Below are 24,929 nucleotides of genomic sequence, written 5' to 3'. Positions count from 1 at the left end.
ACAAGGAGCTGTCGTGAGACTGATCGCGCAAGGAAGCGCGGTGGCCTTGGCCATCGCGCTCACCACCCTGCCCTCGCCTGCCTACGCCACCCCGCCGTCTTCGACTTCATCTCTCGCCGAGGCCCTGCACCGCGACCTGCACCTGTCCCCCACCGACGCGGCCGTGCGCCAGGACCGGGAATCCCGGTCGGTCCCGGTAGAACAGGCCCTCCGCACCAGCTTGGGCGACCGCTTCGGCGGAGCATGGCAGGACAACGGCCTCACCATCGGCGTCCTGAACGACACCGACGCCGCCACCGTCCGCGCCGCCGGCGCCACTCCCGTCCGCGTGACACATACCGAGAAGTCGTTGTCCACAGCCAAATCCCGCCTAGACCGCACGTCCGTCCCGCAAGAGGTCCACTCCTGGTACGTCGACCCGGCCACGAACGCGGTCGTCGTCGAGGCCGCATCCACCGCAGCAGCCACGAGATTCGCCCACCAAGCCGGCGTCACCGTCCGCACCAAGATCTCCGCACCCCCGCGCCCCCTCTACGACCTACGCGGCGGCGATCAGTACGTGATCAACGGCAACACCTTGTGCTCCGTGGGCTTCGCCGTGAACAACGGCGGTTTCGTCACCGCCGGACACTGCGGCGGCACAGGCAGCCCCACACTCGGCTACAACAACGTCAGCCAGGGCACGTTCGCAGGTTCGTCCTTCCCCGACAACGACTACGCCTGGGTCCGCACAAACAGCAACTGGACCCCACGCCCGTGGGTGAACAACTACGCCGGCGGCAACGTCACCGTCGCCGGTTCCCAGGAGGCAGGCGTAGGGGCAGCGGTCTGCCGCTCCGGCCGCACAACAGGCTGGCGCTGCGGCACGATCCAAGCCAAGAACGTGACGGTCAACTACTCAGGCCGCCTGGTCCACGGCCTCACCTCCACCACGGCCTGCGCGGAAGGCGGCGACTCCGGCGGCGCATGGCTGGCCGGCAACCAGGCACAGGGCGTCACCTCCGGCGGCTCAGGCAACTGCTCGACAGGCGGCACCACCCTGTTCCAGCCGCTCAACGAGATCCTGAACGTCTACGGCTTGTCCCTGACGACCAGTGGTGGGATGACGAGGCGGATCGTCGGTTGGCAGGACAAGTGCATCGACGTGCCCAACTCCAATGGAGTGGACGGCCAACGCCTCCAACTCTGGGACTGCAACGGCACCAACGCGCAGAACTGGACGTTCCCCGGCGACGGCACCATCCGAGCATTCGGCCTGTGCATGGACGTGGCCTGGGGCTCGAGGGACAACGGCGCAGCCATCCAACTAGCCACGTGCAGCGGCAACCCGGCACAGCAGTTCGTGCTGAGCGCAGCCGGCGATTTGGTCAATCCTCAAGCCAACAAGTGCGTTGACGTCACTTCTTGGGGCGGCACCGGCACTCCTCTGCAACAATGGGAATGCACCGGCAGCTCCAACCAAAAATGGCACCTCTCTTAACCGCCTCAAACACGCTTCGCTTCCCCAACGCGCTCCGCGCTCTCAACCCCAACGCGCTTCGCGCTCTTTCGCGCGCGGAGCGCGCGGTAGGTGTTACCTACAAGTGGAGGGCCTCGGTTCCCCCACCGTATGGCCTGCCCGAAGGGCTACCACAGATTTCCCGGGGTGCAGCCAAAAAGTTTTGCGAGGAACGAGCAAAAGTTTTTAGCGGCACCCCGGGAAATCTGTGGTTGGCTCCGCCAGGCCATACGGTGGGGGAACCGACGCCCTTCACCCCCCATCGGTGGTCTCCCTGTTAGCTTTTGATCTTGAGAGCGCGAAGCGCGTCCGCTTAAGAGCGAAGCGTTGCTCTTAAAGATCTTGAAGAGCTTGAAAAGATTAAAAGAGCCTCGCCGGCGGGCAGGCCGCCAAGGATGGACACAAAGCAAAAGAAAAGGCGGGGGCTTCTTGCTTGTGTCATCCCCGTATGGCCTGGCAAAGCCAACCACATTTTCCGGGGGTTGCCGCTAAAACTTTTTGCTCGTTCCTCGCAAAAACTTTCGGCTGCAACCCCCGGAAAATGTGGTAGCCCTTCGGGCAGGCCATACGGGGATGACACAAGCAAGAAGCCCAGGCAGAGGTGTGCCGTGCGGCAGCCTTGTGAAAAGCTGTGCTGCGGTTTGGCGGTTTAGGCTAGTCCTCGTAGCATCAAGCTCCAATAGAGCCAGGGCAGTAGTCGTCGTTTGAAGAGCGTGTAGTCGGCTACTTCTTGCATGGTGTTGATGAGTGGGATCGATGGTTTTGGGCGGCCGGTGTAGTCGAATTCTGCTAGTAGCAGCGTCTTTCGGCTGGTGGTGATGGGGCAGGACGCGTATCCGTCGTATGTGCCGGGCAGGTCGTGTCCGGCTAGTGATGCCAGGAGGTTCGCTACCAGCACTGGGGCCTGTTTGCGTACTGCTGCGCCGGTCTTCGAGTTCGGGGTGTTGGCCACGTCACCTAGAGCGAAGACGTCCGGGAACTCGTTGTGCTGCAACGTTTCTCGGTCCACGTCTACGTAACCGGTGGGGCCGGCCAGTGCTGAGGACTTGATCCAGTCGGGTGCGCTCTGCGGTGGTACCAAGTGGGCGAAGGAGTAGGGCAGGGTGGTCGTGCCGTTGGGGCCTTGCACCACTACCTCGCGCGTGGGTCGGACCTCTACCGCCTCGCTCTCCAGGTGCACGTGGATGCCGTATCGCCTTGCCACGTCCTCCAGTACCGCCGCGTACTCCGGTACGGCGAACATCGTGGGTGTGGGCAGCACCAAGTGGATGTCGATGTTCTTGAGGACGCCCTTTTCGCGCCAGTAGTCGGCGGCGAGGTAGGCGATCTTCTGTGGTGCCCCGCCGCACTTGATCGGGCCGGAGGGCATGGTGAAGACGGCCGTTCCCGACCTGGTCCGTTGGATGAACTCCCAGGTCAACGGGGCGTAAGAGGCGGAGTAGTTGCTGGAGGCTCCGTCGTGGCCCAAGGCCTCGACCAAGCCGTCCAGACGGTGCCAGTCGAGTTGTAGGCCGGGGCACACCACCAAGCGGGCGTAGCGCAGGGACGTCCCGTCGGCCAGGTCTACCCGCCGTTCGAACGGGTCCACGCCGATGGCGGCCGTTCGTAGCCACCGTGTCCCGCGCGGCACGAGTTTGCGCATCGGTTTGGCTGACGTGCCGGACGGTGCTCGACCACCCCCGATCAGCGTCCACAACGGCTGGTAGTGGTGCACCTCGGAGGGTTCTACCAAGGCGACGTCACGGCCCAGGCGGCGTAATCGGGCCGCTGTGGAGATCCCGGCCGCGCCGCCGCCGATGATCACGATCTCGTGGTGCATGGCACCCCCAAGTCACCGCCGGAAATGTCCGTACAATGACGCTAGCGGGTGAGCTGGGAGCGGTTCAAGGGAGACTTCGGGCATGACGTCCCGCACGCTGGACCGGTCCGCCACCACGCCGCTGTGGCGGCAGCTCCAGGACGACCTCGTGACCCGGTTGCGGTCGGGTGAGTTCCACGCCGGTTTCCCCGGTGAGCTCGCTCTCATGGACGACTACGGGGTCAGTCGGCACACCGTGCGCCAGGCGTTGCAGCGGCTGCGTGCCGAAGGGCTGGTGGTCGCCGAGCGGGGGCGGCAGCCGAGGGTCAGTGCGGCTGCGGCCGTCGAGCAGCCGTTGGACACGCTCTACAGCCTGTTCGCCTCCGTCGAGGCGGCGGGGATGGAGCAGCGCAGTGTCGTGCGGGTGCTGGACGTGCGGGCCGATGGTGTCGTGGCCGACCGGCTTGACCTCGAAGGATCCACTCCGCTGGTGCACCTGGAACGGCTGCGACTGGCCGACGGGGAGCCGTTCGCGATCGACCGGGTGTGGCTGCCGGCCGACCTCGCGCGACCGCTGCTGACCGCCGATTTCACGCACACCAGCCTGTACGCGGTGCTGACGACCCGGACCGGCGTGCGGCTGGACGCGAGCCGGGAGACGATCAAGGCCGTCGTCCCGACCGCCGCCGAGCGGGCGCTGCTGGGGTGTGGTCCGGACGTGGCGTGCCTGTCGATCCACCGGCAGGGCAGTTCGGGCGGGCGGCCGGTGGAGTGGCGGCACACGATGGTGCGTGGCGACCGGTTCGCGGTGACCTCCGAGTTCCCGGCGGTGGGTCACCGGCCGACGAGGTCTGTGACACACCGCTGACCTCGCTTGCCCCGGTCCGTCATAATGTACGTACATATGACGGAGGTGCGTGCGATGGACGTCGAGACGATCGGCACCGCTTCGCTGGGCGACCGGAGCTACCTGGTGCACGACGGCGAGGTGGCCCTGGTCGTGGACCCGCAGCGCGACCTGGACCGGGTGGAGGAGGTCGTGGCCCGGCTGGGGGTGCGGATCACGCACGTCGCCGAGACCCACGTGCACAACGACTACGTGACCGGCGGCCTGGCCCTGGCCCGGCGGCACGACGCGGAGTACCTCGTGGCCGCCGCCGAGGACGTGGCCTACGAGCGCCTCGCCGTGCACCCCGGCGACACGCTGCCGGTGGGCGACCTGTCGGTGACCGCCGTCGCGACCCCCGGCCACACCCCGCACCACCTGGCCTACGTCGTCGGGCAGGACGGTCGGCAGGCCGTGTTCTCCGGCGGCAGCCTGCTGTACGGGTCGGTCGGCCGGACGGACCTGGTGTCCCCGGCGCGCACCACGGAGCTGACGCACGCCCAGTACCGCTCGGCGCGGGCGCTCGCGTCCCTCGCGTTGGAGAGCGCGACCCTGCACCCGACGCACGGTTTCGGCAGCTTCTGCTCGTCGGGGCCGGCGAGCGGCGCGGACGCGTCCACGATCGGCGAGCAGCTGCGGACCAACCACGCGCTCACCGATCCCGACGAGCAGCACTTCGTGACCACTTTGATCGCGAACCTCAGCGCGTACCCGTCGTACTACTCGCACATGGCGCCGTTGAACCGGGTCGGTCCGAGTGCCGCCGACCTGACCGTGCCGTCACCGCTGCGGCCGGCGGAGGTCATGGCCCGAGTCGCCACCGGGCACTGGGTGGTGGACCTGCGGTCGCGCGTCGCGTTCGCCGCCGGGCACCTGCGCGGCACGGTGGGTTTCGAGTACGGCACCAGCTTCGCGACGTACCTGGGGTGGATCCTGCCGTGGGGCGAGCCGGTGACCTTGCTCGGTTCGGAGGACGACGTGCGGGCCGCGATCCGGGACCTGGCGCGCATCGGCATCGACCGCCCTTCGGCGTCCTTCAGCGCACCCGACACCTACGCCCCCACCACGGAAGTCGTTTCCTACCAACGACTCTCCTGGCCCGCTCTGGCCGAGGCGACTTCCCCCGTCGTGCTCGATGTGCGACGGCCGGAGGAGTTCGCGGCCGGCCACATCGTCGGCGCGATCAACATCCCCCTGCACGAACTGCTCGACCGCCTCGACGAGGTCCCGGCCGGCACGGTCTGGGTGCACTGCGCGTCCGGCTACCGCGCGGGCGTGGCGGCGAGCCTGCTGCACCGCGCGGGCCGCGAGGTCGTGCACCTGGACGCCGACTGGTCACAGGTCCACGGCGTGCCCACCACATGACCGCGCTGTGCCTGGCCCTGCTCGCCGGCGCGGTGGTGGGGCTCTCGCTGGGCGCCCTGGGCGCCGGCGGCAGCGTCCTCACCGTGCCCGCGCTGATCTACTTCCTGCACTTCACGCCCCAACAGGCCACCACCGCGGCCTTGGCGATCGTCCTGGCCACGTCCCTGATGGCCCTGTTCACCCACGCCCGCGCCGGTGCAGTCCGCTGGCGCCTGGGCCTGCTGTTCGCCGCGGCCGGCGTAGCCCCGGCAGCCGTAGCCGGCACCTACCACTCCCACCTCCCCGCAGTGGTGCTGACCTGCGCTTTCGCCGCCGTCGCCACCGCAGCCGCCGTGGTCATGCTCCGCAAACCCACCCCCGCCGAACAGGTCCGCCCGCTGCGCGCGGCCGGCGTCGGCGCGGGCTTGGGCGCCCTGACTGGCTTCCTCGGCGTGGGCGGCGGCTTCCTGACGGTCCCCGCCCTGGTAGGCGCCCTGGCCGTCCCGATGACCACGGCCGTGGGCACCAGCCTGCTGGTGATCAGCGTCAACGCCGGCACCGCCTTCGCCGTCCGACTCGGCACCGTGGCCACCCTGAACTGGACCTTGATCGGCCCCTTCGCCGCCACGGCCCTGCTGGGTGCCTGGGACGGCAAACGCCTGGCAGCAAAGATCCGCCCCACCACCCTGCGCAGGCTCTTCGCCATCACCCTGCTGGGCATCGCGGCCTTCATGCTCACCGACGCCCTATTCCTCTGAGCCGCCGCTCCGCGAGCAGGGCCGCCTTCCTCAACACCCCGGCGTCCGAGCCCGAGCCCCGTCCCGCGCCGACCTCCCTATACACGGGACGCGCGAGTCGGCGTTTGGTCGCGGATCCTGCATGTCACACGATCGAGTGACTTCGATCCGGCCCCGACCTCGACCGTCTCGATCACAGCCCGCGGCACCCTACCAACCCTGTCCCGCACCCGCAGCGCGAAACGAAACGAAGCGAAGCGGAACGAAAGAACGGCCCTCGGCGCACTCGCCGAGGGCCGTCCACCGACCAGCAGGACTCAGATCTTGCCCGTCCCCGCCCCGCCGGTCACGATCGACTTCACGTTGCTCGCCGGGTCCAGCGAGTACCCGTACGGGATCGCCCTCACGGTGCCGCCCTGGTCACCCGAGCCCGACCCCACGAAGTGGTTGTTCCGGGCCACCAGGTTCGCCGCCGGCGAGTCGCCCTCGCCGCGGTGGAACGGGTCCCTGGTGTTCTCGAAGTAGTTGCCCTCCACGAGAACGCCGGCCTCCATCGTGGACGCCACGCCGTAGTCCGTCACACCGCCGTAGTAGTTGTTGTACACGTGCACGGGGTTGCCGAAGCGCACGCGCGGGTGGCGTTGTTGTGTGCCGCTGAACCAGTTGTGGTGGTAGCTGACGCGCAGCCTGCCGCGGTCTTCTCCGCCGTTGCCGTCGTCGTGGCCCAGCAGCATGGTCTTGTTGTGGCTGGAGAACTTGTTCCACGACACGGTCACGTAGTCCGACGCGCGCTTGACGTCGACCGCGCCGTCGTACCCGCTGGAGAAGCTGTTGTGGTCCACCCAGACCCGGGTCGAGTACTGGACGTTGATCGCGTCGTCGCCCCAGTTGCGGAAGTTCAGGTTGCGGACGATCACGTTCGACGCGTTGGAGATGTTCAGGCCCTGCCCGGTGATGGTGGCCGTCGAGCCGACGCCGATGATCGTCTTGTTCGACGTCACCCTCGCCATGCTGGACAGGGTGATGGTGCCGGACACGCGGATCACGGCCGCGCTGGACGAGCCGACCGCCGAGACGAACGCCGAAGCGGTGGAGACGGTCACCGGGGTGGCGCTGCCACCGCCGGTGGTGCCGCCGCCCTGGGTCGCCCAACCCTCCAGGTTGAACGACGCGGCCTGGGCCGGGACGACAGCGACCGCCGAAGCAGCGGCCACCGCCACGGCCGCCGCGAGCGCGCGCGAGATCGTGCGGGACATCAGGTTTCCTCCATACGACTGTGGATGGATGGCGGCGGTTTTCCAGCTAGGTGCAGGCGATCACCACCTCTCCACGGTGTGGGCGCGGATGTGCTCGACGTCCCAGGCGTCCCCGAGGCCGGGTGACGTCGGCAACGCGACGTGCCCGGAGGCGTCGAGCGGGTCGACGGCCGCGAGCCGGTGGGGCGGCACGCGGTCGAAGTCGTGGTGCGGGTGCAGGAGCCCGCGTTCGTACCAGCGGCCGGCTTCGGTGCCGCCCAGCACCGCCAGCGACGCGCTGCCGTCGCCGTGGATCTCGCAGTCGACGTTGAACGACTCCGCCAGGTGCACGGCCTTGATCGTGGGGGTGATCCCGCCGACGTCGGTCGGCCCGGCGCGCAGGATGTCGCACGCACCGGACCCGACCCACTCGGCCCGGCTCATGTGCTTGCCCCACGCCACTTCCGGCCCGATCACCGGGATCAGCAACTGGTCGGCCAGCCACCGGTAGGAGGACATCGACGCCTCCTCCATCGGCTCCTCGAACCAGTAGAAGTCCAACTCCTCCAAAGCTTTCCCGAGCTCCAACGCCTCGGTGCGCGAGTACCAGTGGTTGGCGTCCAGCATCAGCGCGATGTCAGGGCCGACCGCGTCCCGCACCGCCGCGCACGCTTCGATGTCCGCCCGAACGCTGGGCGCACCAGGTACGGGCGGCATCCACGTGTGCAGCTTGATCGCCCGATACCCCTGCTCCACCAACTGCTTCGCGAACGAGGCGTAGTCGCCGGGCGTGCTCAACCCACCCGGAGTCGAGTCGCCGCACATGGTGCTGGCATAAGCCGGGACTGAGGACCGCGCACCACCCAACAACTTCCACACCGGCAGCGAAGCCCGCTTCCCGACCAGGTCCCACAACGCGGTGTCCACGGAACCCAGGGCGCGGTCGGTGAACCGGCCGTGCGAGCCCCGCTGACGCCGAGCCATCAAGCGCCACAACCGTTCCCGGTCCCACGGGTCCGCCCCCACCAGCACCGGTCGGACGTAGGCCTCCAACACCGCCGGCCGCAACTGGTCGGGGTGCACCTGCACGCGCCCCACCACCCCATCGGAATCGGTGATCTCCAGCAAAGCCTCGCGCACCTCGTGCTCCGCGCTGGGGTGCCGGTGACCGCCGGAGTCCACCGCCGTCCACGCGGTCGTGGTGAACACGACCACCTCGACGCTCTCGATCACTTCCGCTCCTCCCACTCCTTCTGGGCGGCGGTCAGCTTCGTCGCCATCTCGTCCAGGAACGCCTGCGGCGCCAGGTCACCCAGCAGCACCTTCTGGTACTGCGGTTCGCTGTCGGTCTTGGTGATCGACGAGTACTGCGGCAGGTACACGGGCGCCGGCACGGTCACCGTTGCCGGGTCCTCCAGCACCCCGAGGGCCATCTTCACCGGCTGGTTGGACGCGATCCACCCCGCGTCGCGCACGTCGGTGTTCGCCGGGATCTGCCCGACCTTCTCGTTCCAGTACGAGTTCGACTCCTTCGAGGTCAGGAACTCCACGAACTTCCAGGCGGCGTCCTGGTTCTCGCTGTTCTTGAACACCGCGAACCCGTCGGTCGGGTTGGGCACCACGGTCCGCTTGCCGCTCGGCCCCACCGGCAGCGGCAGCGCCGCGACCCGGTCGCCCAGCGCCTTGGTGACATCGCCCCAGGACCCCAGGTTGTGATGCATCATCGCGACCGACCCGCCGGTGAACTGGGCGACCATCTGCGTGTAGCTGTTGTTGACGTCCGCCTCGGGCGTCGCCTTGCGGTACAGCGCGGCGACCTTCCCGACCAGCTCGGCGTTGCGCGGGTCGCCGACCGTGGACTTGCCACCGCTGAAGAACTCCGTCACCCCGGAGTACGAGTACGCCTCGGTGAGCAGCTGGAACACCGACCCCGCGCCCCCGCGGATGGTGTAGCCGTACCGGTTCGCGCTCGGGTCGGTCAGCTTCTCCGCCGCCGCGACCAGCTCGTCCCACGTCTTCGGGGGCGTGATCCCGGCCTGCGTGAACCAGTCGGTGCGGTACCAGATGACGTCGAGGTTGCCCGACGACGGAACCGAGTACAGCTTGCCGTCCGGCGCGGTCTGCCGCACGGTCTCCACCAGCGACGGCAGCAGCTTTCCCTTCAGCGCGCTGCCGTCGATCCGCTCGTCCAACGGCGCCAACGCTTCCTGCCCGACCAGGTGCGCCAGGTACGACGTGGTCACGCCGCCGACGTCCGGCGTCGAGCCACCCGCGATGGCCGTGTCGTACTTCTGCTGCACCGACGAACTCGGGATGCCGACGTACTCCACGTCGATGTCCGGGTTCGCCGTCTCGAACCGCTTGATCAGCTCCTCGTAGATCGGTGTCCGGCCAGGGCCGCCGTTGTTGTCCCAGAACACGATCGTCGTCTTGCCGTCACCGCCGCCCGACGAGCAGGCCGACAGCACCAGGGCCAACACGACCAGCAGAGCCCGCATGGTTCCTCCCGCAATCGTCATCCCTTGACCGCCCCTGCGCTCAGGCCCTGCACCAGGAACCGCTGCACGACGGCGAACACCAGCACCACCGGCACGGCCGCGACCACGCCACCCGCGGCCAGCGCGCCGAAGTCGGTGTTGAACTCCCCCAGCGCGTAGCTCAAGCCGACCGGCAGCGTGAACTTGTCCTGCCGGGAGGCGAACATCAGAGCGAACAGGAAGTTGTTCCACGCCCCGATGAACGCGAACGACCCCACCGCCACCAACGCCGGTTTCAACTGCGGCAACATCACCGCGAAGAACGCCCGCAGCCGCGTGCAGCCGTCCACCATCGCGGCTTCCTCCAGCTCCACCGGGATGTTGCGCACGAACCCGCTCATCAGGATCAACGCCAACGGCAGCTGGAAGGCCACGTCCGCGACGATCAACCCGGTGAGGCTGTTGAGCAACCCGGCCTCGCGGAAGATCACGAACAGCGGGATCAGCATCATCGCGCCCGGGATGAACTGCGTGCACAGCAACGCCACCAGGAACAGCCGCTGACCCCGGAACTTGAAGCGCGCCAACGCGTAGCCGCCCATCAGCGACAGGATCGACACGAACACCAGCACACCCAACGCGATGACCATACTGTTGTAGAAGAACGTGCCGAACCCGATGCCGTTCCACACCGTGTCGAAATGCTCGAAGGTGATCGGCCACGGCACCAGCGCGGTGGAACCCGTGGGGCGCAACGCGAACACCAGCATCCAGTAGAACGGCACGAGCGTGAACAGCAGGTACAGCCCCAGCGGCACGTGCAGCCGCAACACCCGGCTCATGCGCGACTCCCGAACTTCGACAACCGCAGGTACAGGATCGAGAAGAACAGCAGGATCACGAACCCGGCCACGGTCAACGCCGACCCGTACCCGAAGTCGTGCGAGTCGACGGCTTTCCTGGCCACGTACAAGGGCAGGGTGGTGGTCTGGTTGGCCGGACCGCCGCCGGTGAGCGTGTAGATCAGGTCGACGTTGTTGAACTCCCACACCGCCCGCAGCAGCGTGGACAGGATGATCGCGTCCTTGAGGTGCGGCAGCGTCACGCTGATGAACCGCCGCCAGCGACCCGCGCCGTCCACCGCCGCCGCCTCGTACAGGTCGTTGGGGATCGACTGGAGGTCGGCCAGCAGCAGGATCGCGAAGAACGGGACCCCGCGCCACAGCTCGGTCACCACGGTGGCCGGGAAGACGGTGGCCGGGTCGCCGAGCACCGACGTGCCCGGGTCGCCGATCCCCCACCGCGCCAGCTCCTGGAAGATGCCGGTGGACGGGTTGTAGAGCAGGATCCAGATCCCCGTGGTGAGCACCCCGGACACCGCCCACGGCGAGAACACCATCGCCCGCGCCACCCCGCGCCCGATGAAGGTCTCGTTCACGATCAGCGCCAGGACCAGGCCGAGCAGGAGCTGGAGACCGACCTCCACCACGACCCACTTGGCGCTGAACGCGAGGCTCTGCCAGAACAGTGGGTCCTCGGTGAGCATGAAGCGGAAGTTCTCCAGCCCGATGAACCCGTTCTTCCAGGGCTGGGTGACGTTGTAGCGCTGGAGGCTGTAGTGCACGACGCTGGCGATCGGGTAGACCAGGAAGACCGCCATCAGCACCAGCGTCGGCGCGATCAGCGCGTACGGCGCCCACCTCTTCGTCCTCACCGAGCGCCCGCCCGCAGGTGCTTGACCTTGTGCGCGGGCTCCAGGCCCCGGGTCAGCGTCGGCGTCCAGCCCGCGTCGCCGGCCAGCGGGGTGTCCGGGTGGGCGGCGTTGAAGGCGGCGGTGATGTCGACCCGCCGGCCGTCGACCAGGTTGCCGCGGGTGGTGATCGCGGTGCCGCCCCAGTGGCGGATCACGTCCTCGGCGGGCACGCCCTTGATGTAGTTGTTCTCCGCGACGATCTTGGACTGCACGCCCACGCCCCACGCGTAGTTGTAGGTGGGACCGGCTTCGTACAGGTTGTCGTAGACGTGGACCTGGCCGAACCGGACGCGTGGGGCGCGTTCCTCGACGTTGCGGAAGACGTTGTGGTGCACCGACACGCGGAGCTTGCCGGGGTCGGTGGTGGAGGAGTTCGAGGAGCCGATCAGCATGGTCTTGCCGTGGTCCTCGAACCGGTTGTAGGAGACCGTGACCAGGTCCGAGCCGTTGGTGATGTCCAGCAGGCCGTCGTGCTGCTCGTAGGGGCGTCCGAAGTGGACCTGCTCGGCCGATTTCGGCTGGTCGGTGAAGGTCGAGTGGTCCACCCACACGTTGGTGGCCGCGTTGAGGGAGACCGAGTCGTAGGAGGAGTTCCAGTTGCCCGTGGCGCCGTCGGTCGGGTCCCACTGCGGGAAGCAGTCCCGGGTATCGCGAAACGCAAGGTTGCGGATGATGACGTTACGTGCAGACTGCACGTGCAGACTTCCGCCGGTGATTCCCGCGCCGGGGCCGTCGCCGACGATCGTGGTGTCGTCGCCGACGCGCAACGTGATGGCCGCCGCTTGGTTGCGGGCGGACGCGGCGCGGGCGTCTTCCAGCGGGCCGGAGGGTTCGCGGTCACGGCCCCAGACATCGGGGTCATATGCGTCGAGATAAGCCTGCAAGGAATAGCCGCCGGTGGCATAAGTCGCGCAATCGGCGCGCAGGTCGATGACCCCGCGGACTTTCACCAAACGTGGCGCGGGAGCCGCCAGGGCGGCCTTCAATTCGGCCGGCGTCCGCACCACGTGCACGCTCGACGCATTCGAGCCACCGGTGGTGCCCGACCCGGCACTGGCCCAGCCGTCACCGGCCGGCAACACTTGTCTGCCCAGGTCACGCCCCGCCTGAGCAGGGGCGGCCAGCAGGCAGCACAGCACAACCGCAACCACGGCAATCCGCATGGCGACGTCCTCGACCGAAGATTTGTTCAGATTTGTGAACGCTTTCCAGAAGTGCGAACCGAGTATTACGACGGCGTGCACCCGGCGTCAACGAAATGCTTTCGTTCGATGCCCGTTCGACAGCAGGCGTCGAACACCCATCGAATTCGAATCGAATTCGATGGGTGTCGGCAAACGGTCGCGCCGGCGGTCAGAGGTTCGGCGTGAACCCCGCGATGCGGGCGGCCAGGGTGCGGGCGTGGGGGTCGCCCCGGTACCGGTCGGCCAAGTGGCGCAACGGTTGCAGTCGGTCCGCCACCCGGATCGAGCTCAGCTCGCACGCCTGCGCCACCGCGCGCGTCCCCACCGCGTCCGCGTGGTCGAAGTCCCCTTCGAGCAGGTGGTTGGTGGTCAGGGCGATCAGGCTGAAGGTCTGGCTGCGCGCCATCCGGGCCGGGTACCGCGTGACCGCCTTGGTCAGTGCCGGGATGGCGGTCGCGGTGTGGGACGGGTCCACCGTGCGGGCCAGTTCGGTGTGCACCATGCCGGTCATCGCCGAGAGGTCCGTCTCGTCGAAGAACCGTGCCCAGGTGGGTGTGTCGCCGGGTGCCGTGTGGCCGAACTCCTCATGCGCCTGACGGAGTCTGATCAGCGCCATGCCTTGATCACCCAGCCCCGCGTGCGCCCACGCCTCGTTCGCCCGCAGCACCGCGACCGCGTGCCGGGACCGTGCCCGCTTGGCGGCCATGACACCCAGCTCGAAGACCTCCAAGGCGTCCCGGCGGCGCGCGTTGTGCAGGCGCATCCGGCCGGAGCGGTAGTGGATGTTGGCAACCAGCTCGTCGTGACCCGCCTCGGCGGCCAGTTCCAGCGCCCGGTCCCAGTGCCGGGCCGCCGCCTGGTCCAGACCGGTGTCGAAGCAGGTCCAGCCCGCCAGGTTGTGGAGGTCGCCCAACGCGACCAGCAGCCGGGTGCGCACCGCGGCGGTCGCCTTGGCGCGCAGCAACTGGTCGCTCCACGCCGCGGTGACGATCGCCGCGTCCCGGCACGCTCCCCCGCCCAGGCGGTAGTCCATACCGCGCAACCGCTCGGTCTCCTCCTCCAACCGCACCACGTCACGCGCGCCGATGCGCGCGGGGACACGCTGTTGCTCCACCATCGCCGCACCTCACAGTCGTCTCCCGCCATCGTCTGCGATCACACTGGAGGTGCGCGGCAATCGGAAGGTGGTACACCGCCGGTACCACCCCGCCGGACGCACCCGTGGCGAGACGTGGACATTGGCCCCTGTCCTGGCCGGGTGGTCCGTATCAGGCTTGCTCCCGTGATCACCCGCGGCTCCGAAGGTGTGGCTGCCCCAGTCGACACCCCGAGGAGTACTCATGTACGGACAGGCACTCGCTGCCGCGCTGCGCCTGCACGACGGACGGGAGGTCTGGATGGCACCGCTGCGCCCCGACGACCGGGAGGAACTGGCCGAAGCGATCCGCCGCGCCGACCTGGACACGCTGTTCCAGCGGTTCTGCGGAGCGCCGCCGCCGGTCACCCCCGCACTGCTGGCGCACCTGACGGAACTGGACCACGTGCGGCGACACGCCCTGGTCGCACGAGACCGGGACGGACGCGGCGTCGGCATCGGCCGCTACGAAGCCACCCGCACCCCGCACGTGGCGGAGGTCGCGATCGCCGTGGCTCCCGGGTGGCGGCGCGTGGGCCTGGGCACGCTGCTGGTGCGGCAGCTCTCGGACACCGCGCTGCGCAACGGTTTCCGCTGGTTCAGCGTGACCCACCTGCCCGGGAACCGGGCGGTCACGCGGATGTTGCGCGCGGCGGGCGCCGTGCGGGTGGCCCCGGACGCGGAGGCGCTGGTGCGCTGCCGGCCGTGGGCGGGCCAGGCGCGGGCGGGGTATGAGACGCCGACGCGCTGAGATCACGATGCTGGTGGAGAGACTGGTCGCCCGGTGGGCCGCCAAGGACACCGCCGGGCTGAGCAGGTTGTTCGCCGACGAGGTGCGCTGGTGGACCGCGTCGGTGCCGGGCGCGCCGTGGCCCGCCGAGGTGCGCAACCCGCGCGAGGTGGAATCGTTCTTCCTCGGTTTCCGCGCGGTGCTGGAGTTGACCGGCATCACCACCCGCGACCTGGTGGTGGACGACGCCGACGCGGTGCTCACCGGCCGGCTGCACGCCCGCGTCCGCGCCACCGGATCGCCGCTGTCCTACGACTTCGCGCTGGTCCTGGGCGTGCACCGCGGGCGCATCACCGACTTCCGCCTGCACGCCGACACGCTGGCAATCGCACGTGCACTCGCACAGGATGTTCCGCCGGTATCACCGTGATGCTTTCCCGATTCACCCGGACGCGCTGGAAGAATGGACGCACAATCCGCAACGACCGAGAAAGGGGGAGGCACGGTGCCGGTGTCGGGTCCCATCAGCGAAATCCTCGCCCACCTGCGTCGCGGCCGGGGGCTGACCCAGGACGACCTGGCCGCACGACTGCACGCCGCGTCCGGCAACACCAGCGTCACCAGGGAAGAGGTGTCCCGGTGGGAACGCGGCAAACGGATCCCCGGGCCCTACTGGCGGAGCTGGCTGGGGCAGGTGCTCGACACTCCGCAGCAGGAATTGGAACGTGCCGCCGCAATCGAACGCGCCGCGCGGCGCGGGCATTGAGTTCCGGCACGGTTGTCGCGCGGCGCGGACCGCGGTGACAATCCACGACGTGTCGACCACGAGGGACGAACTGTTGGCCGCCGCGGCGGAGGCCTTCGACCGCCACGGCTACGCGCGGGCCACCATCGACGACGTGTGCGACCGCGCCGGCGTGACGAAAGGGGCGCTGTACGGGCACTTCAGCTCGAAGAAGGCGCTGGCGCTGGCCGTGCTGGAGCGGCGGGCGCGGGAGTGGACGCGGATCCGCGAACGCCTCCAGCGCGTCCACCGCAGCCCGTTGCAGGTCCTGGTGGACTTCGGGTACGCGGTGGACCGGGACCGCGCTGTCGTGCAGCGGCTGCTGTTCCAGGCGCCGCTGTGCGACGACGTGGCCCAGCGGCACGTCGCCCGGTGGACGGCGACCGTGCTGGACCTGTTGCGGCACGCCGAGAACCGCGGCGAACTGCGGGACGGCGTCGACCTGGCGGAGTGCGCCGACGGAGTGGTCGCCGCGCTGGTGGGAGTGCACCTGATGGCGATGGCGGTGGACGGGCGGAACGAGGCGGTCGCCGAGGTGTGGCGAACGTGGCTCCCGGCCGTGGCGAAGCCCCCGGTGTACGCGGCACTGCGGATCGCGCCGCGGTGAACGTGTCCCAGGGTGCCCGCACGCGCGCCGCGCTGGTTGCCGCGGGCATCGACCTGTTCGACCGCGACGGGTACGAGAACACGTCGCTGGACGCCGTGTGCCGCAGCGTGTCGGTGACGAAAGGCGCGCTGTACCGGCACTTCCCGTCCAAGCAGGCCTTGGCGGTGGCGGTGGTCGAGGAGTACTTCCGGCGGTGGCACCTGGTGCGCGCCGACTGTGAACCGCGGGTCAGTCCGTTGCAGGCCTTGGTGGACCTGACCCACCGCATGGCCGAGCTGACCGCGACCGACCCGACGGTCCGGGTGGGCGTGCGCCTGCTGTTCACCACCGAGCTGTTCGACCTCTTGGCGGGCATGCACTTCACCAGCCTCACCACCACCGCCCGCGACCTGCTCCGCCAGGCCGCGGCGGCGGGCGAGCTGAACCCGAACCTGGACCCGCGGCGGGAGGCGGAGGCGATCGTGTCGGCGGTGGTGGGCACCCAGGCGCTGACCGTGATCACCGGGAAACCCACCACCCGCCTGTCCACCGCGTGGCACCACCGCTTGGCCCACCTGGTTCCTCCGACCAGGCGCTCTCTTTACCGCATCGGCTAGCGCTCGTCACCGGGTCTGGTCCCGTGCTTCCATCAGGTGGTCGAGGTGGATCCGGAGCCGGGAGCCGGTCAGGGCGGTCCGGTACAGCCGGTCGAAGGTCTGGATGTGGTGCCGGACGTCGTCCGGATCGGTGATCACCACGTCACCCGCCAGCAGCCCGAAGACCACCATCGACTCGTCGTACACCCGGAACCCGGCGTCCGGCACGTCCACCCGCGTCAACCACGGGATCACACCCAACTCCACGGTCGGCGCCATGCTCACCTCCCGCAGCCACGCCCAGTTGTCCGGGTCCGACCGCAACGCGCTCTCCGACAGCACGACCATCAACCGCCGGTCGCGCGCCGGCGTGCGCAGCAGCTGCGGCGGGAGGCTGGTCAACCCCAGCACCCGCACGGTGTCTGCCGCCGCCTCGGTCCGCGCCACGACCACCTGCCGCCCGGAAACCCCGCGGTGCACCACAGCCCGCCGATGCGCCGCCTCCCCCACCACCTCCTCCGCCAACGCGAGCAACCGCCGCCGCACCTCCGGCGTCACCCGGTACACGTCGGCGAGCCGCTGCACGTCGACGAGCTTGGGCACCAGCCGCCCGGTCTCCACTTTGGACACCTTGGACTGGCTGATACCCGCCCGCCGCCCCGCCGCCGCACCCGTCAGCCCCGAAGCCAGCCGGGCACGCAGCAGTTCGAGCGACAACTCCTGCCGCCGCAGTCGAGCATCCCGAACCGGCAACACCCGCTTGACCTTGGACCGCCGGTGCCCTCGACTGCGCAGCAGAACGCCTTCTGCGACGAGCGTGCTGCGGACAGCGCCGTAGGACCGACCTGTCGCCGCGGCCAGCGCGCGGATCGTCTGCCCTTTCGCGTAGCCCTTGACGACAGTCCGGGTGAAGCTCATCGGTGAATCCCTCCTCGCAGCACGCACACCAGGCACACCGGAGGGAAACCACTAACGGCAAACCCACGCTCACCGCCGGACCCACGCGCCCCCGCGAACCACCCTCAGCCGCCAGCCCACGCCACCCCACCGGCAGCCCGTCGGCGGCCACCCCGTCGGCAGCCACTCAGTCGGCGGCCACCCGTCGGCATCCGCCGTGCCCGCGACCACTGACCCCGCAGGCACCCCAGGCCCCGCACCCCGATCCGACAGCCCACCAAACCGCCTCGCCCGGCGCCAGTCACCCAGTCCACAGCCCACAGCCCACAACTCGCTGTCGCTGCTCGCGGCTCGCAGCTCACCGCGCAGGGACGCAGTCGCGCAGATCCTCCCCCCGGAGTTCTTACCTTCAAAGTTAACCTGCACGTGCAGACTTCACGAGTACACCTTCGTGTGAAGACTGTCCTGTCCAACACAACAATGCGGCAGACTCGACCACCCACCCGATGGCGAACGAGAGGCGAGGTAGGCGATGCCCGGGAACGGCGCGAGTCCCACGGCGGCCAAGCTGAAGCTCGGACAGGCGCTCGCCCGACTGCGCGAAGCCAGGGGCATCAGCCAAGAGCACGCGGCCACGGTGCTGGACTGCTCGCCCGCGAAGATCCGGCGCATCGAGGTCGGCGACGTGTCCATCCGACACGGCGAGCTGACCATCCTGCTGGACCACTACGGCACTTGCTGCGAGGTTCGCGAACCGCTCGAAGACTTGGCGCGCGAGGCCCGCAAACGCCGTCCCCGCAACGGTTTCGGCACGGTCCTGCCGACGTTCTTCCGCAGGTTCCACGCTCTGGAACAGCTGGCGGTGGAAGTCCTTCGCTACCAAGCGGAACTGGTCCCCGGTCCACTCCAGACAGCCGACTACGCCCGCGCCCTGCTCTGCACCCACCCGCACCACGAGCCGGAGGACGTGGACCGGCTCGTCGGAGCGCGCCTCGCACGGCTGGACCGCATCATCGACGGCGAGCAGTGGCTGCACGTGATCCTGCACGAGGCCGCCCTGTGGACCGGCGTCGGCTCACCGGAGGTCATGCGCGGCCAGTACCGCCACCTGCGCAAGCTGGCCACGCTGCCCAACGTGACTCTCCAGGTCGTGCCGCTGGACGCCCCGGCGCACACCCTCACCGGCTACCCGTTCGTCCTGCTGCGCCTGCCGGACAGCGACCCGATCGTCTACCTGGAAGCCCTGACCACCGCCGCCACAGTCGAGGAACCAAGCCACATCGCGCGTTACGAGGAGTCCTTCGAAACCCTCCGCCGAACCGCCCTGTCCCCCCAGAAAACCTCCGCACTCCTGACCACGCTGGAGAAATCCCGATGACACCGGAGCCACGGACGACAACCTGGCGCAAGTCAACCCACAGCGGCGGCACCGGCGGCGACTGCGTCGAACTGGCCCACACCAACACAACAGTCCTGGTCCGCGACTCAAAAAACCCGCACACGCCCCCTTTGCGCTTCGCCCCAACCACATTCGGGACTTTCCTGCGAACGCTCAGGAGCGCTTGAGCCGCCACTCCCGTACGACGTGCTCGACGTCGAAGGTCATCAGGTTCAACGGCGGCCCGGACATCGGTTTGCGGATCGCCTCGGTGATCTTCGCGTTGATCTCCCCGAGAATCCGCCGCACCTCCTCCTCGGACGCCGCCCTCCCGGCCGCCTCACGAGCCTCCGCCGCCTCCTTGCGGAGCTGGAGGGTCGGCGGCAACACGCTGCCCTCTTCCCGGCGCACTTTCTCCTTGACCCACCACAACTCGTCATGCGCCCCGGACAACCCGGCCAACGGCTTGCCGGCCCCAGGCAACCCGTCGAACTCGCCCTTCTCCTGAGCCTCGCGAATCTGCCGCTCCACCCACGTCTCAAAGCCGACACCGGCAGGCTTGCGCTGGGTCATACCCCCAACGGTACCCGCGCCACCCCCTCCCCCGCCGCCACTGCGAGCCGCCGATTGCGCGCCGCCAGCCGGACCGCCAACTGCCGATTAGCCGGGGCTGCGGGCTGCGCGGGCTGCGGACTGCGGGATCGGGTCACCGCGGGTGGACAGAGCGCGGATGGGTGGGCTGCGGCGGGCCGAGGATGGGCCAGCGGGACTGGCAGGGCGCGGCAGGCAGGGCGCGGCAGGCAGGGCGCGGCAGGCAGGGCGCGGCAGGCAGGGCGCGGCAGGCAGGGCGGGGTGAGCCGGGGCGAGGCGGGGTCGCGGATGGGGGCCGCGCGGCGGGCGAGGCTGCGCGGCGGGCGAGGGCAGGTGTGCGGCGGGACGGGCGGAGGCCAGGCCGGGCAGGTGCGAAGCCAGTCGGGTTGAGCGCGAGTCCGCCGGGCGGGCCGGGGCCGAGGTGGGCGCTCGGGAGCTGGGCGGGGTCGGTGGTGGCGGGGTCGGTGGTGGGTAGGGGTCGAGTGCGGGTGTTGGGGTGTGGCGGTGATGGGGGCCGCCGTCTTGCCCGCCCGCTCCATATCACGGGACGCGTGACCTCCGAAGTGGTTCCCGATCCTGCATGTCACTCGATCGGGTCGAACATCCCCTCTACCAGATTCGATCTACCTGACACACCACCTGGTGCCTGTTCACAGATCCACCCACAACATGTAGTGTCCAGCCCGCTGGTGGATCACCGTCCTACCCGGTGACGCAAGAGGGAACCCGGTGTGAGTCCGGGACTGCCCCGCAGCGGTGAGCGGGAACGACAGCCGTCAACGAGCACTGGGTTTCGTGCCTGGGAAGCGACGGCCAGTAGGTCTGTGCACGGTGCCCGCGAGTCCGAACACCTGCCACCTGTGCGCGTGCCGAAACACCTCGGTGCGCGGTTTGGTCCTGCTCACGAGGAGAGAGCCTTGACCGTTGTCGACGCGCGGCCTGTGGACGGCCCGCGGTCTGTGCCGGATGCGCTGCGGCGGGAAGTGGCGCAGTTGGCCGGCGATCTGCCCGACGTACACACCGATCGGGTCCTGCGCCTGGTCGAGTCGGGGTTGAACACCGACGGTGACCCGCGTGACCTGGCGGTTCGTGCCGCTGCCGCGCTGACTGCCACCGACCCGCAGTACTCCAAGCTTGCCGCTCGCCTGCTTGCTCGGGCCATCGCCGAAGAAGTGGGGCAAGACCGGTTCTCGAGCGTAGTCGCGCGGGCGGCGCGGCTGGGGTTGTTGTCTGAACGGCTTGCTGGCTTCGTCGAGCGGAACGCCACAGCGTTGGACGCGACGGTGGACGAAGGTGCGACGGATCGGTTCGAGTACTTCGGGCTGCGGACGGTGTACGACCGGTACCTGTTGCGGCACCCCGAGGAGCGCACGGTCATCGAGGCGCCGCAGCACTTCTTCCTGCGTGTCGCCTGCGGGCTGTCCGAGACGGTCGAGGAAGCGCGCGAGCTCTACGCCCTCCTGTCCCGCCTGGACTACCTGCCCAGCTCACCCACCCTCTTCAACGCCGGCACCCGCCACCCGCAGCTGTCCTCCTGCTTCCTGCTCGACTCGCCCCGCGACGAGCTGGAGTCGATCTACCACCGCTACGGCGAGGTCGCCCGGCTGTCGAAGTTCTCCGGTGGCATCGGCATCTCGTGGACGCGCATCCGTTCCCGCGGCTCGCTGATCAGGGGCACCAACGGCCGTTCCAACGGCATCGTGCCCTGGCTGCGCACGCTGGACGCCTCGGTCGCCGCGGTCAACCAAGGCGGCCGGCGCAAGGGCGCTGCCTGTGTCTACCTCGAACCGTGGCACGCCGACGTCGAGGAGTTCCTGGAGCTGCGGGACAACACCGGTGACGAGGCGCAGCGCACGCACAACCTCAACCTGGCGCTGTGGGTGCCCGACGAGTTCATGCGCCGCGTCGAGCAGGACGCCGACTGGTCGCTGTTCGACCCCACGGACGTCCCGCACCTGACCGACCTGTCGGGCGCGGACTTCGACGCCGCCTACAAAACAGCCGAACACGAAAACCTCGCCAAAAGGACGGTGCCGGCCCGCGCGCTCTACGGCCGCATGATGCGCACGCTGGCCCAGACCGGCAACGGCTGGATGACGTTCAAGGACGCCGCGAACCGCGCCTCCAACCAGACCGCGGTCCCGGGCAACGTCATCCACCTCTCCAACCTGTGCACCGAGATCCTGGAGGTCACCAGCGACGACGAGACCGCCGTCTGCAACCTCGGCTCGGTGAACCTGGCCCGGCACGTCACCGGCGACGACATGGACTGGGACCGCCTGCGCGCGACCGTCCGCACGGCGGTGAAGTTCCTGGACCGCACGATCGACCTCACCTACTACCCCACCTCGTCGGCGGGCGGCGGCAACCGGCGGTGGCGGCCGGTCGGGCTGGGCGTGATGGGGCTGGCCGACGTGTTCTTCCAGCACAAGCTCGCGTTCGACTCCCCCGAGGCGCTGGAGCTGTCCACCCGGATCGCCGAGGAGATCGCGCTGACCGCGTTCGAGACCTCGGCGGAACTGGCCGAGAAGCACGGTCCGCACCCGGAGTTCGGCGCCACCCGCGCCGCGCGCGGTCAACTGCACCTCGACCACTTCCCGGACGCCGCACCGCGCCAACCCGAGCGCTGGCAACGGCTCCGCGACAAGATCGCCCGCCACGGCCTGCGCAACTCGCTGATCGTGGCCATCGCGCCCACCGCCACCATCGCGTCCATCGCGGGCTGTTCGGAGTGCATCGAGCCGGTGGTGTCCACGCTGTTCAAGCGCGAGACCCTGTCCGGGGAGTTCCTCCAGGTCAACCCGTACCTGGTGCGCGACCTCAAGGACCTGGGCCGCTGGGACCAGGCCACCCGCGACGCCATCAAGCAGGCCGACGGCTCGATCCAGGGCCTCGACCTGCCCGCCGACTTGAAGGCCCGCTACCGCACCGCGTGGGAACTGCCGCAGAAGGCGCTGATCGACCTCGCCGCCGCGCGCACGCCGTACGTGGACCAGAGCCAGTCGCTCAACCTGTTCTCCGCCGCCCCGACGATCGGCAAGCTGTCGTCGATGTACGCCTACGCCTGGCGCGCGGGCCTCAAGACCACCTACTACCTGCGTTCCCGCCCGGCGACGCGCATCGCCCAAACGACGATCACCACCACCGCGATCGCCTGCTCCCTGGAGAACCCCGAGACCTGCGAGGCCTGCCAGTGACCGCCCTCCTGCTCGACCCCGGCATGGACCTGACCCTGCGCCCCATGCGCTACCCCGACTTCTACGAGCAGTACCGGGCCGCGATCCGCAACACGTGGACCGTCGAGGAGGTGGACCTCGCCGCCGACGTCGCCGACCTGGCCCGCCTGACCCCCGCCGAACACCACCTGGTCAAGCGGCTGGTCGCGTTCTTCGCCACCGGCGACTCGATCGTGGCCAACAACCTCGTGCTCAACCTCTACCAGCACGTCAACGCGCCCGAGGCCCGCCTCTACCTCTCCCGCCAACTGTTCGAGGAGGCAGTCCACGTCCAGTTCTACCTGACCCTGCTGGACACCTACCTGCCCGACCACGACGAGCGCGCGCAGGCGTTCGCGGCGATCGAGCACATCCCGTCGATCCGCGCCAAGGGCGAGTTCTGCTTCAAGTGGATCGACTCGATCAACGGCCTGACCGCGCTGCGCACCCGTGAGGACCGCCGCGCGTTCCTGCTCAACCTGATCTGCTTCGCCGCGTGCATCGAGGGCTTGTTCTTCTACGGCGCCTTCGCCTACGTCTACTGGCTGCGCTCGCGCGGCCTGCTGCAAGGCCTCGCCACCGGCACGAACTGGGTGTTCCGCGACGAGTCCATGCACATGAACTTCGCCTTCAGCATCGTGGACACGGTTCGCAACGAAGAACCGGACCTGTTCGACGACGACCTGCGCGCTCAGGTGACCGCCATGCTCCAGGAGGCGGTCGAGGCGGAGTTCCGGTTCGCGCAGGACGTCTGCGGCGACGGCCTGGCCGGCATGAACGCCCGTGACATGCGCGAGTACCTGTCCTACGTGGCCGACCAGCGGCTGGTGCGGCTGGGCATGGACCCGGTGTTCGGCGCGTCGAACCCGTTCCCGTTCATGGAGTTGCAGGACGTGCAGGAGCTGACCAACTTCTTCGAGCGGCGCGTCTCGGCCTACCAGGTCGCCGTGTCGGGCACGGTCTCCCTGGACGAGGACTTCTGACAACACTGCCGGTTGTGCTCCGAGATGAGCACAACCGGCAGTGTCCACTCAGGACAGACCGCAGATCGGCGTGGGGTTCCAGCCGGTCGGGTCGCCGTTGACGATCATCCCGGTGGTCGCCGAACCGCCGGGCATGACCAGCGCGTTCCAGGACACGTTGCGGACGGTGACGTTCAGCCCGGACTGGCTGACCGTGCCGTTCCACACCTGCGCCACGGTCATGCCCTGGGCCAGCGCGAACCCGACCGACCAGGACGAGGTGGCCGTGGTGCCCCGGTTGGTGAAGGTGATCTCGACCTGGAACCCGCCCGGCCACTTGCTGACCACCTTGACCACCGCGTCACACGTGGACCCCGGCGAAGTCGTCGTGGTCGTCGTGGTCGTCGTCGTGGTCGTGGTCGTCGGCGAGACCCCGCCCAACGCGTTCACCACAGCGGGGAACCACCGGTTCGCGATCTTCCGGTCCCCCGACGCGTTGGGGTGCACCCCGTCCCCGGTGTCGGCGGACGTGGAGAACCCGGTCCACTGGTCCACCACGACCACCGGCGACCGGGCGGTGGACTTCGCCGCCGCCCACCCGGGGATCGCCGCGTTCAGGTCGACCACCCGCTGCGCGCACTCCGCGCAGTTGGCCGGGTTCATCGGGATGATCTGCGCGACCAGGACCTTCACGTCCGGGTTGTCCGCCCGCATCTGGTCGACCAGCTTGCCGAACGCGGCCAGGATCGTCGCCGGCGAGCGGTTGTTCCAGACGTCGTTGGTGCCGAAGTGCATCAGCACCACGTGCGGGTGGGTCTGCGCGAGCCACCCGACGAGCTGGTTCTGGTCGGCCACGTTCGTCGCCAGGAACCCGCCGTGGCCCTCGTTCTCCCCGTCGTAGGGGAACCCGCAGCCCTGCCCCGGCAACGTGCCCACGAAGTCGATCGCCGTGTGGCCCGCCGCCCGCAGGTCCCGGTCCAGCAACGCCCGCCAGCAGCCCGGCGACCCGGTGATCGAGTCGCCCAGGGCCATGATCCGCACCGGCTCGGCCGCCGAAACGGCCTGCCCGGGCGCGGCCACCACCAACGCCACAACCGCCGCGACCGCACCCAACAACGCGGCTAAGACACCGTTCCTGCGCAT

General features: G+C 69.1%; 24 protein-coding genes, 1 pseudogene and 1 riboswitch. Of the genes and pseudogenes, 13 read left to right on the top strand and 12 right to left on the bottom strand.

Going from position 1 to position 24,929, the window contains the following annotated elements:
- Positions 1-13 precede the first annotated feature (13 nt).
- A complete protein-coding gene (locus WBN91_RS01740; protein WP_337722796.1) occupies positions 14-1,480 on the top strand; it encodes a ricin-type beta-trefoil lectin domain protein in 1,467 nt (488 codons plus the stop codon).
- Between the two features lie 667 nt (positions 1,481-2,147).
- Here WBN91_RS01740 and WBN91_RS01735 read toward each other — a convergent pair.
- Complete coding sequence (locus WBN91_RS01735) at positions 2,148-3,317, bottom strand: NAD(P)/FAD-dependent oxidoreductase (RefSeq protein ID WP_337723792.1); 1,170 nt, start codon at positions 3,315-3,317, stop codon at positions 2,148-2,150.
- An 82-nt stretch (positions 3,318-3,399) separates the two neighbouring features.
- Here WBN91_RS01735 and WBN91_RS01730 point away from each other — a divergent pair, with 82 nt between their 5' ends.
- Genes WBN91_RS01730 through WBN91_RS01720 form a run of 3 tightly spaced genes read left to right on the top strand, consistent with a single transcriptional unit; the run spans position 3,400 to position 6,284 of the window.
- On the top strand, positions 3,400-4,164 hold the full coding sequence (locus WBN91_RS01730) for a GntR family transcriptional regulator (protein WP_337723793.1): 765 nt from the start codon (positions 3,400-3,402) through the stop codon (positions 4,162-4,164).
- Positions 4,165-4,218: 54 nt separating this feature from the next.
- Positions 4,219-5,547: an MBL fold metallo-hydrolase gene (locus WBN91_RS01725; RefSeq protein WP_337723884.1), complete on the top strand. Its 1,329-nt coding sequence runs from the start codon at positions 4,219-4,221 to the stop codon at positions 5,545-5,547.
- Positions 5,544-6,284, top strand: coding sequence for a sulfite exporter TauE/SafE family protein (locus tag WBN91_RS01720; protein ID WP_337723794.1), 741 nt, complete (start codon positions 5,544-5,546; stop codon positions 6,282-6,284). Before WBN91_RS01725 ends, WBN91_RS01720 begins: the two co-directional genes overlap by 4 nt.
- Before the next feature lie 296 nt (positions 6,285-6,580).
- Here the strand turns inward: WBN91_RS01720 and WBN91_RS01715 are convergent, their stop codons facing one another.
- The 7 genes from WBN91_RS01715 to WBN91_RS01685 form a co-directional block, all read right to left on the bottom strand.
- Positions 6,581-7,519: a pectate lyase family protein gene (locus WBN91_RS01715; protein ID WP_337723795.1), complete on the bottom strand. Its 939-nt coding sequence runs from the start codon at positions 7,517-7,519 to the stop codon at positions 6,581-6,583.
- A 60-nt stretch (positions 7,520-7,579) separates the two neighbouring features.
- Entirely contained in the window at positions 7,580-8,731 is a 1,152-nt protein-coding gene (locus tag WBN91_RS01710) for an enolase C-terminal domain-like protein (protein WP_337723796.1), read from the bottom strand.
- Entirely contained in the window at positions 8,728-9,996 is a 1,269-nt protein-coding gene (locus WBN91_RS01705) for an ABC transporter substrate-binding protein (RefSeq protein WP_337723797.1), read from the bottom strand. The genes WBN91_RS01710 and WBN91_RS01705 overlap by 4 nt, the downstream gene beginning before the upstream one ends.
- A gap of 17 nt (positions 9,997-10,013) precedes the next feature.
- Entirely contained in the window at positions 10,014-10,817 is an 804-nt protein-coding gene (locus WBN91_RS01700) for a carbohydrate ABC transporter permease (RefSeq protein WP_337723798.1), read from the bottom strand.
- Positions 10,814-11,689 (bottom strand): carbohydrate ABC transporter permease, encoded by an 876-nt coding sequence (locus tag WBN91_RS01695; RefSeq protein ID WP_337723799.1) that lies wholly within the window; start codon positions 11,687-11,689, stop codon positions 10,814-10,816. The genes WBN91_RS01700 and WBN91_RS01695 overlap by 4 nt, the downstream gene beginning before the upstream one ends.
- Complete coding sequence (locus WBN91_RS01690; protein WP_337723800.1) at positions 11,686-12,891, bottom strand: pectate lyase family protein; 1,206 nt, start codon at positions 12,889-12,891, stop codon at positions 11,686-11,688. The genes WBN91_RS01695 and WBN91_RS01690 overlap by 4 nt, the downstream gene beginning before the upstream one ends.
- Positions 12,892-13,081: 190 nt before the next feature.
- Complete coding sequence (locus tag WBN91_RS01685) at positions 13,082-14,029, bottom strand: hypothetical protein (RefSeq protein WP_337723801.1); 948 nt, start codon at positions 14,027-14,029, stop codon at positions 13,082-13,084.
- 223 nt (positions 14,030-14,252) lie between these two features.
- Here WBN91_RS01685 and WBN91_RS01680 point away from each other — a divergent pair, with 223 nt between their 5' ends.
- The 5 genes from WBN91_RS01680 (at position 14,253) to WBN91_RS01660 (ending at position 16,764) form a co-directional block, all read left to right on the top strand.
- Entirely contained in the window at positions 14,253-14,798 is a 546-nt protein-coding gene (locus WBN91_RS01680; protein WP_337723802.1) for a GNAT family N-acetyltransferase, read from the top strand.
- Between the two features lie 7 nt (positions 14,799-14,805).
- A complete protein-coding gene (locus tag WBN91_RS01675; RefSeq protein ID WP_337723803.1) occupies positions 14,806-15,207 on the top strand; it encodes a nuclear transport factor 2 family protein in 402 nt (133 codons plus the stop codon).
- A gap of 81 nt (positions 15,208-15,288) precedes the next feature.
- Entirely contained in the window at positions 15,289-15,543 is a 255-nt protein-coding gene (locus tag WBN91_RS01670; RefSeq protein WP_337723804.1) for a helix-turn-helix transcriptional regulator, read from the top strand.
- A 49-nt stretch (positions 15,544-15,592) separates the two neighbouring features.
- A complete protein-coding gene (locus WBN91_RS01665) occupies positions 15,593-16,168 on the top strand; it encodes a helix-turn-helix domain-containing protein (protein WP_337723805.1) in 576 nt (191 codons plus the stop codon).
- Entirely contained in the window at positions 16,165-16,764 is a 600-nt protein-coding gene (locus WBN91_RS01660) for a TetR/AcrR family transcriptional regulator (protein WP_337723806.1), read from the top strand. The genes WBN91_RS01665 and WBN91_RS01660 overlap by 4 nt, the downstream gene beginning before the upstream one ends.
- Positions 16,765-16,770: 6 nt before the next feature.
- Here the strand turns inward: WBN91_RS01660 and WBN91_RS01655 are convergent, their stop codons facing one another.
- Both WBN91_RS01655 and WBN91_RS39100 read right to left on the bottom strand, forming a co-directional pair.
- Positions 16,771-17,499 (bottom strand): Scr1 family TA system antitoxin-like transcriptional regulator, encoded by a 729-nt coding sequence (locus WBN91_RS01655; protein WP_443217642.1) that lies wholly within the window; start codon positions 17,497-17,499, stop codon positions 16,771-16,773.
- A gap of 24 nt (positions 17,500-17,523) precedes the next feature.
- Positions 17,524-17,661, bottom strand: a pseudogene (locus tag WBN91_RS39100) (helix-turn-helix domain-containing protein); the annotation flags it as partial.
- 511 nt (positions 17,662-18,172) lie between these two features.
- Here WBN91_RS39100 and WBN91_RS01650 point away from each other — a divergent pair.
- Positions 18,173-19,018, top strand: a complete 846-nt coding sequence (locus WBN91_RS01650) for a helix-turn-helix domain-containing protein (protein WP_337723809.1) — start codon at positions 18,173-18,175, stop codon at positions 19,016-19,018.
- On the top strand, positions 19,015-19,206 hold the full coding sequence (locus WBN91_RS01645) for a DUF397 domain-containing protein (RefSeq protein ID WP_337723810.1): 192 nt from the start codon (positions 19,015-19,017) through the stop codon (positions 19,204-19,206). Before WBN91_RS01650 ends, WBN91_RS01645 begins: the two co-directional genes overlap by 4 nt.
- Here WBN91_RS01645 and WBN91_RS01640 read toward each other — a convergent pair.
- Positions 19,193-19,591 (bottom strand): J-domain-containing protein, encoded by a 399-nt coding sequence (locus tag WBN91_RS01640; protein WP_337723812.1) that lies wholly within the window; start codon positions 19,589-19,591, stop codon positions 19,193-19,195. The genes WBN91_RS01645 and WBN91_RS01640 overlap by 14 nt on opposite strands.
- A 691-nt stretch (positions 19,592-20,282) precedes the next feature.
- A riboswitch (cobalamin riboswitch) is annotated at positions 20,283-20,482 on the top strand.
- 44 nt (positions 20,483-20,526) lie between these two features.
- Between WBN91_RS01640 and WBN91_RS01635 the strand changes: the two genes are divergently transcribed.
- Both WBN91_RS01635 and WBN91_RS01630 read left to right on the top strand, forming a co-directional pair.
- The gene (locus WBN91_RS01635; RefSeq protein ID WP_337723813.1) at positions 20,527-22,806 is read left to right on the top strand and encodes a ribonucleoside-diphosphate reductase subunit alpha; all 2,280 of its coding nucleotides are present in this window, start codon (positions 20,527-20,529) and stop codon (positions 22,804-22,806) included.
- Entirely contained in the window at positions 22,803-23,807 is a 1,005-nt protein-coding gene (locus WBN91_RS01630) for a ribonucleotide-diphosphate reductase subunit beta (protein WP_337723814.1), read from the top strand. The genes WBN91_RS01635 and WBN91_RS01630 overlap by 4 nt, the downstream gene beginning before the upstream one ends.
- 48 nt (positions 23,808-23,855) lie before the next feature.
- Here WBN91_RS01630 and WBN91_RS01625 read toward each other — a convergent pair whose 3' ends face one another.
- Positions 23,856-24,929, bottom strand: a complete 1,074-nt coding sequence (locus WBN91_RS01625) for a cellulose binding domain-containing protein (protein WP_337723815.1) — start codon at positions 24,927-24,929, stop codon at positions 23,856-23,858.

It is taken from the genome of Saccharothrix sp. CCNWYY140, assembly GCF_037401995.1.
GTDB lineage: Bacteria > Actinomycetota > Actinomycetes > Mycobacteriales > Pseudonocardiaceae > Actinosynnema.
This window is presented reverse-complemented; position numbering and strand designations above follow the sequence as displayed.

Bases quoted from the DNA above. Each gene is read 5' to 3' on its own strand.
- WBN91_RS01700 (WP_337723798.1), bottom strand. From the start codon at position 10,817: ATGAGCCGGGTGTTGCGGCTGCACGTGCCGCTGGGGCTGTACCTGCTG.
- WBN91_RS01730 (WP_337723793.1), top strand. From the start codon at position 3,400: ATGACGTCCCGCACGCTGGACCGGTCCGCCACCACGCCGCTGTGGCGG.
- WBN91_RS01645 (WP_337723810.1), top strand. From the start codon at position 19,015: ATGACACCGGAGCCACGGACGACAACCTGGCGCAAGTCAACCCACAGC.
- WBN91_RS01725 (WP_337723884.1), top strand. From the start codon at position 4,219: ATGGACGTCGAGACGATCGGCACCGCTTCGCTGGGCGACCGGAGCTAC.
- WBN91_RS01680 (WP_337723802.1), top strand. From the start codon at position 14,253: ATGTACGGACAGGCACTCGCTGCCGCGCTGCGCCTGCACGACGGACGG.
- WBN91_RS01685 (WP_337723801.1), bottom strand. From the start codon at position 14,029: ATGGTGGAGCAACAGCGTGTCCCCGCGCGCATCGGCGCGCGTGACGTG.
- WBN91_RS01705 (WP_337723797.1), bottom strand. From the start codon at position 9,996: ATGCGGGCTCTGCTGGTCGTGTTGGCCCTGGTGCTGTCGGCCTGCTCG.
- WBN91_RS01640 (WP_337723812.1), bottom strand. From the start codon at position 19,591: ATGACCCAGCGCAAGCCTGCCGGTGTCGGCTTTGAGACGTGGGTGGAG.
- WBN91_RS01720 (WP_337723794.1), top strand. From the start codon at position 5,544: ATGACCGCGCTGTGCCTGGCCCTGCTCGCCGGCGCGGTGGTGGGGCTC.
- WBN91_RS01735 (WP_337723792.1), bottom strand. From the start codon at position 3,317: ATGCACCACGAGATCGTGATCATCGGCGGCGGCGCGGCCGGGATCTCC.
- WBN91_RS01690 (WP_337723800.1), bottom strand. From the start codon at position 12,891: ATGCGGATTGCCGTGGTTGCGGTTGTGCTGTGCTGCCTGCTGGCCGCC.
- WBN91_RS01650 (WP_337723809.1), top strand. From the start codon at position 18,173: ATGCCCGGGAACGGCGCGAGTCCCACGGCGGCCAAGCTGAAGCTCGGA.
- WBN91_RS01625 (WP_337723815.1), bottom strand. From the start codon at position 24,929: ATGCGCAGGAACGGTGTCTTAGCCGCGTTGTTGGGTGCGGTCGCGGCG.
- WBN91_RS01675 (WP_337723803.1), top strand. From the start codon at position 14,806: ATGCTGGTGGAGAGACTGGTCGCCCGGTGGGCCGCCAAGGACACCGCC.
- WBN91_RS01715 (WP_337723795.1), bottom strand. From the start codon at position 7,519: ATGTCCCGCACGATCTCGCGCGCGCTCGCGGCGGCCGTGGCGGTGGCC.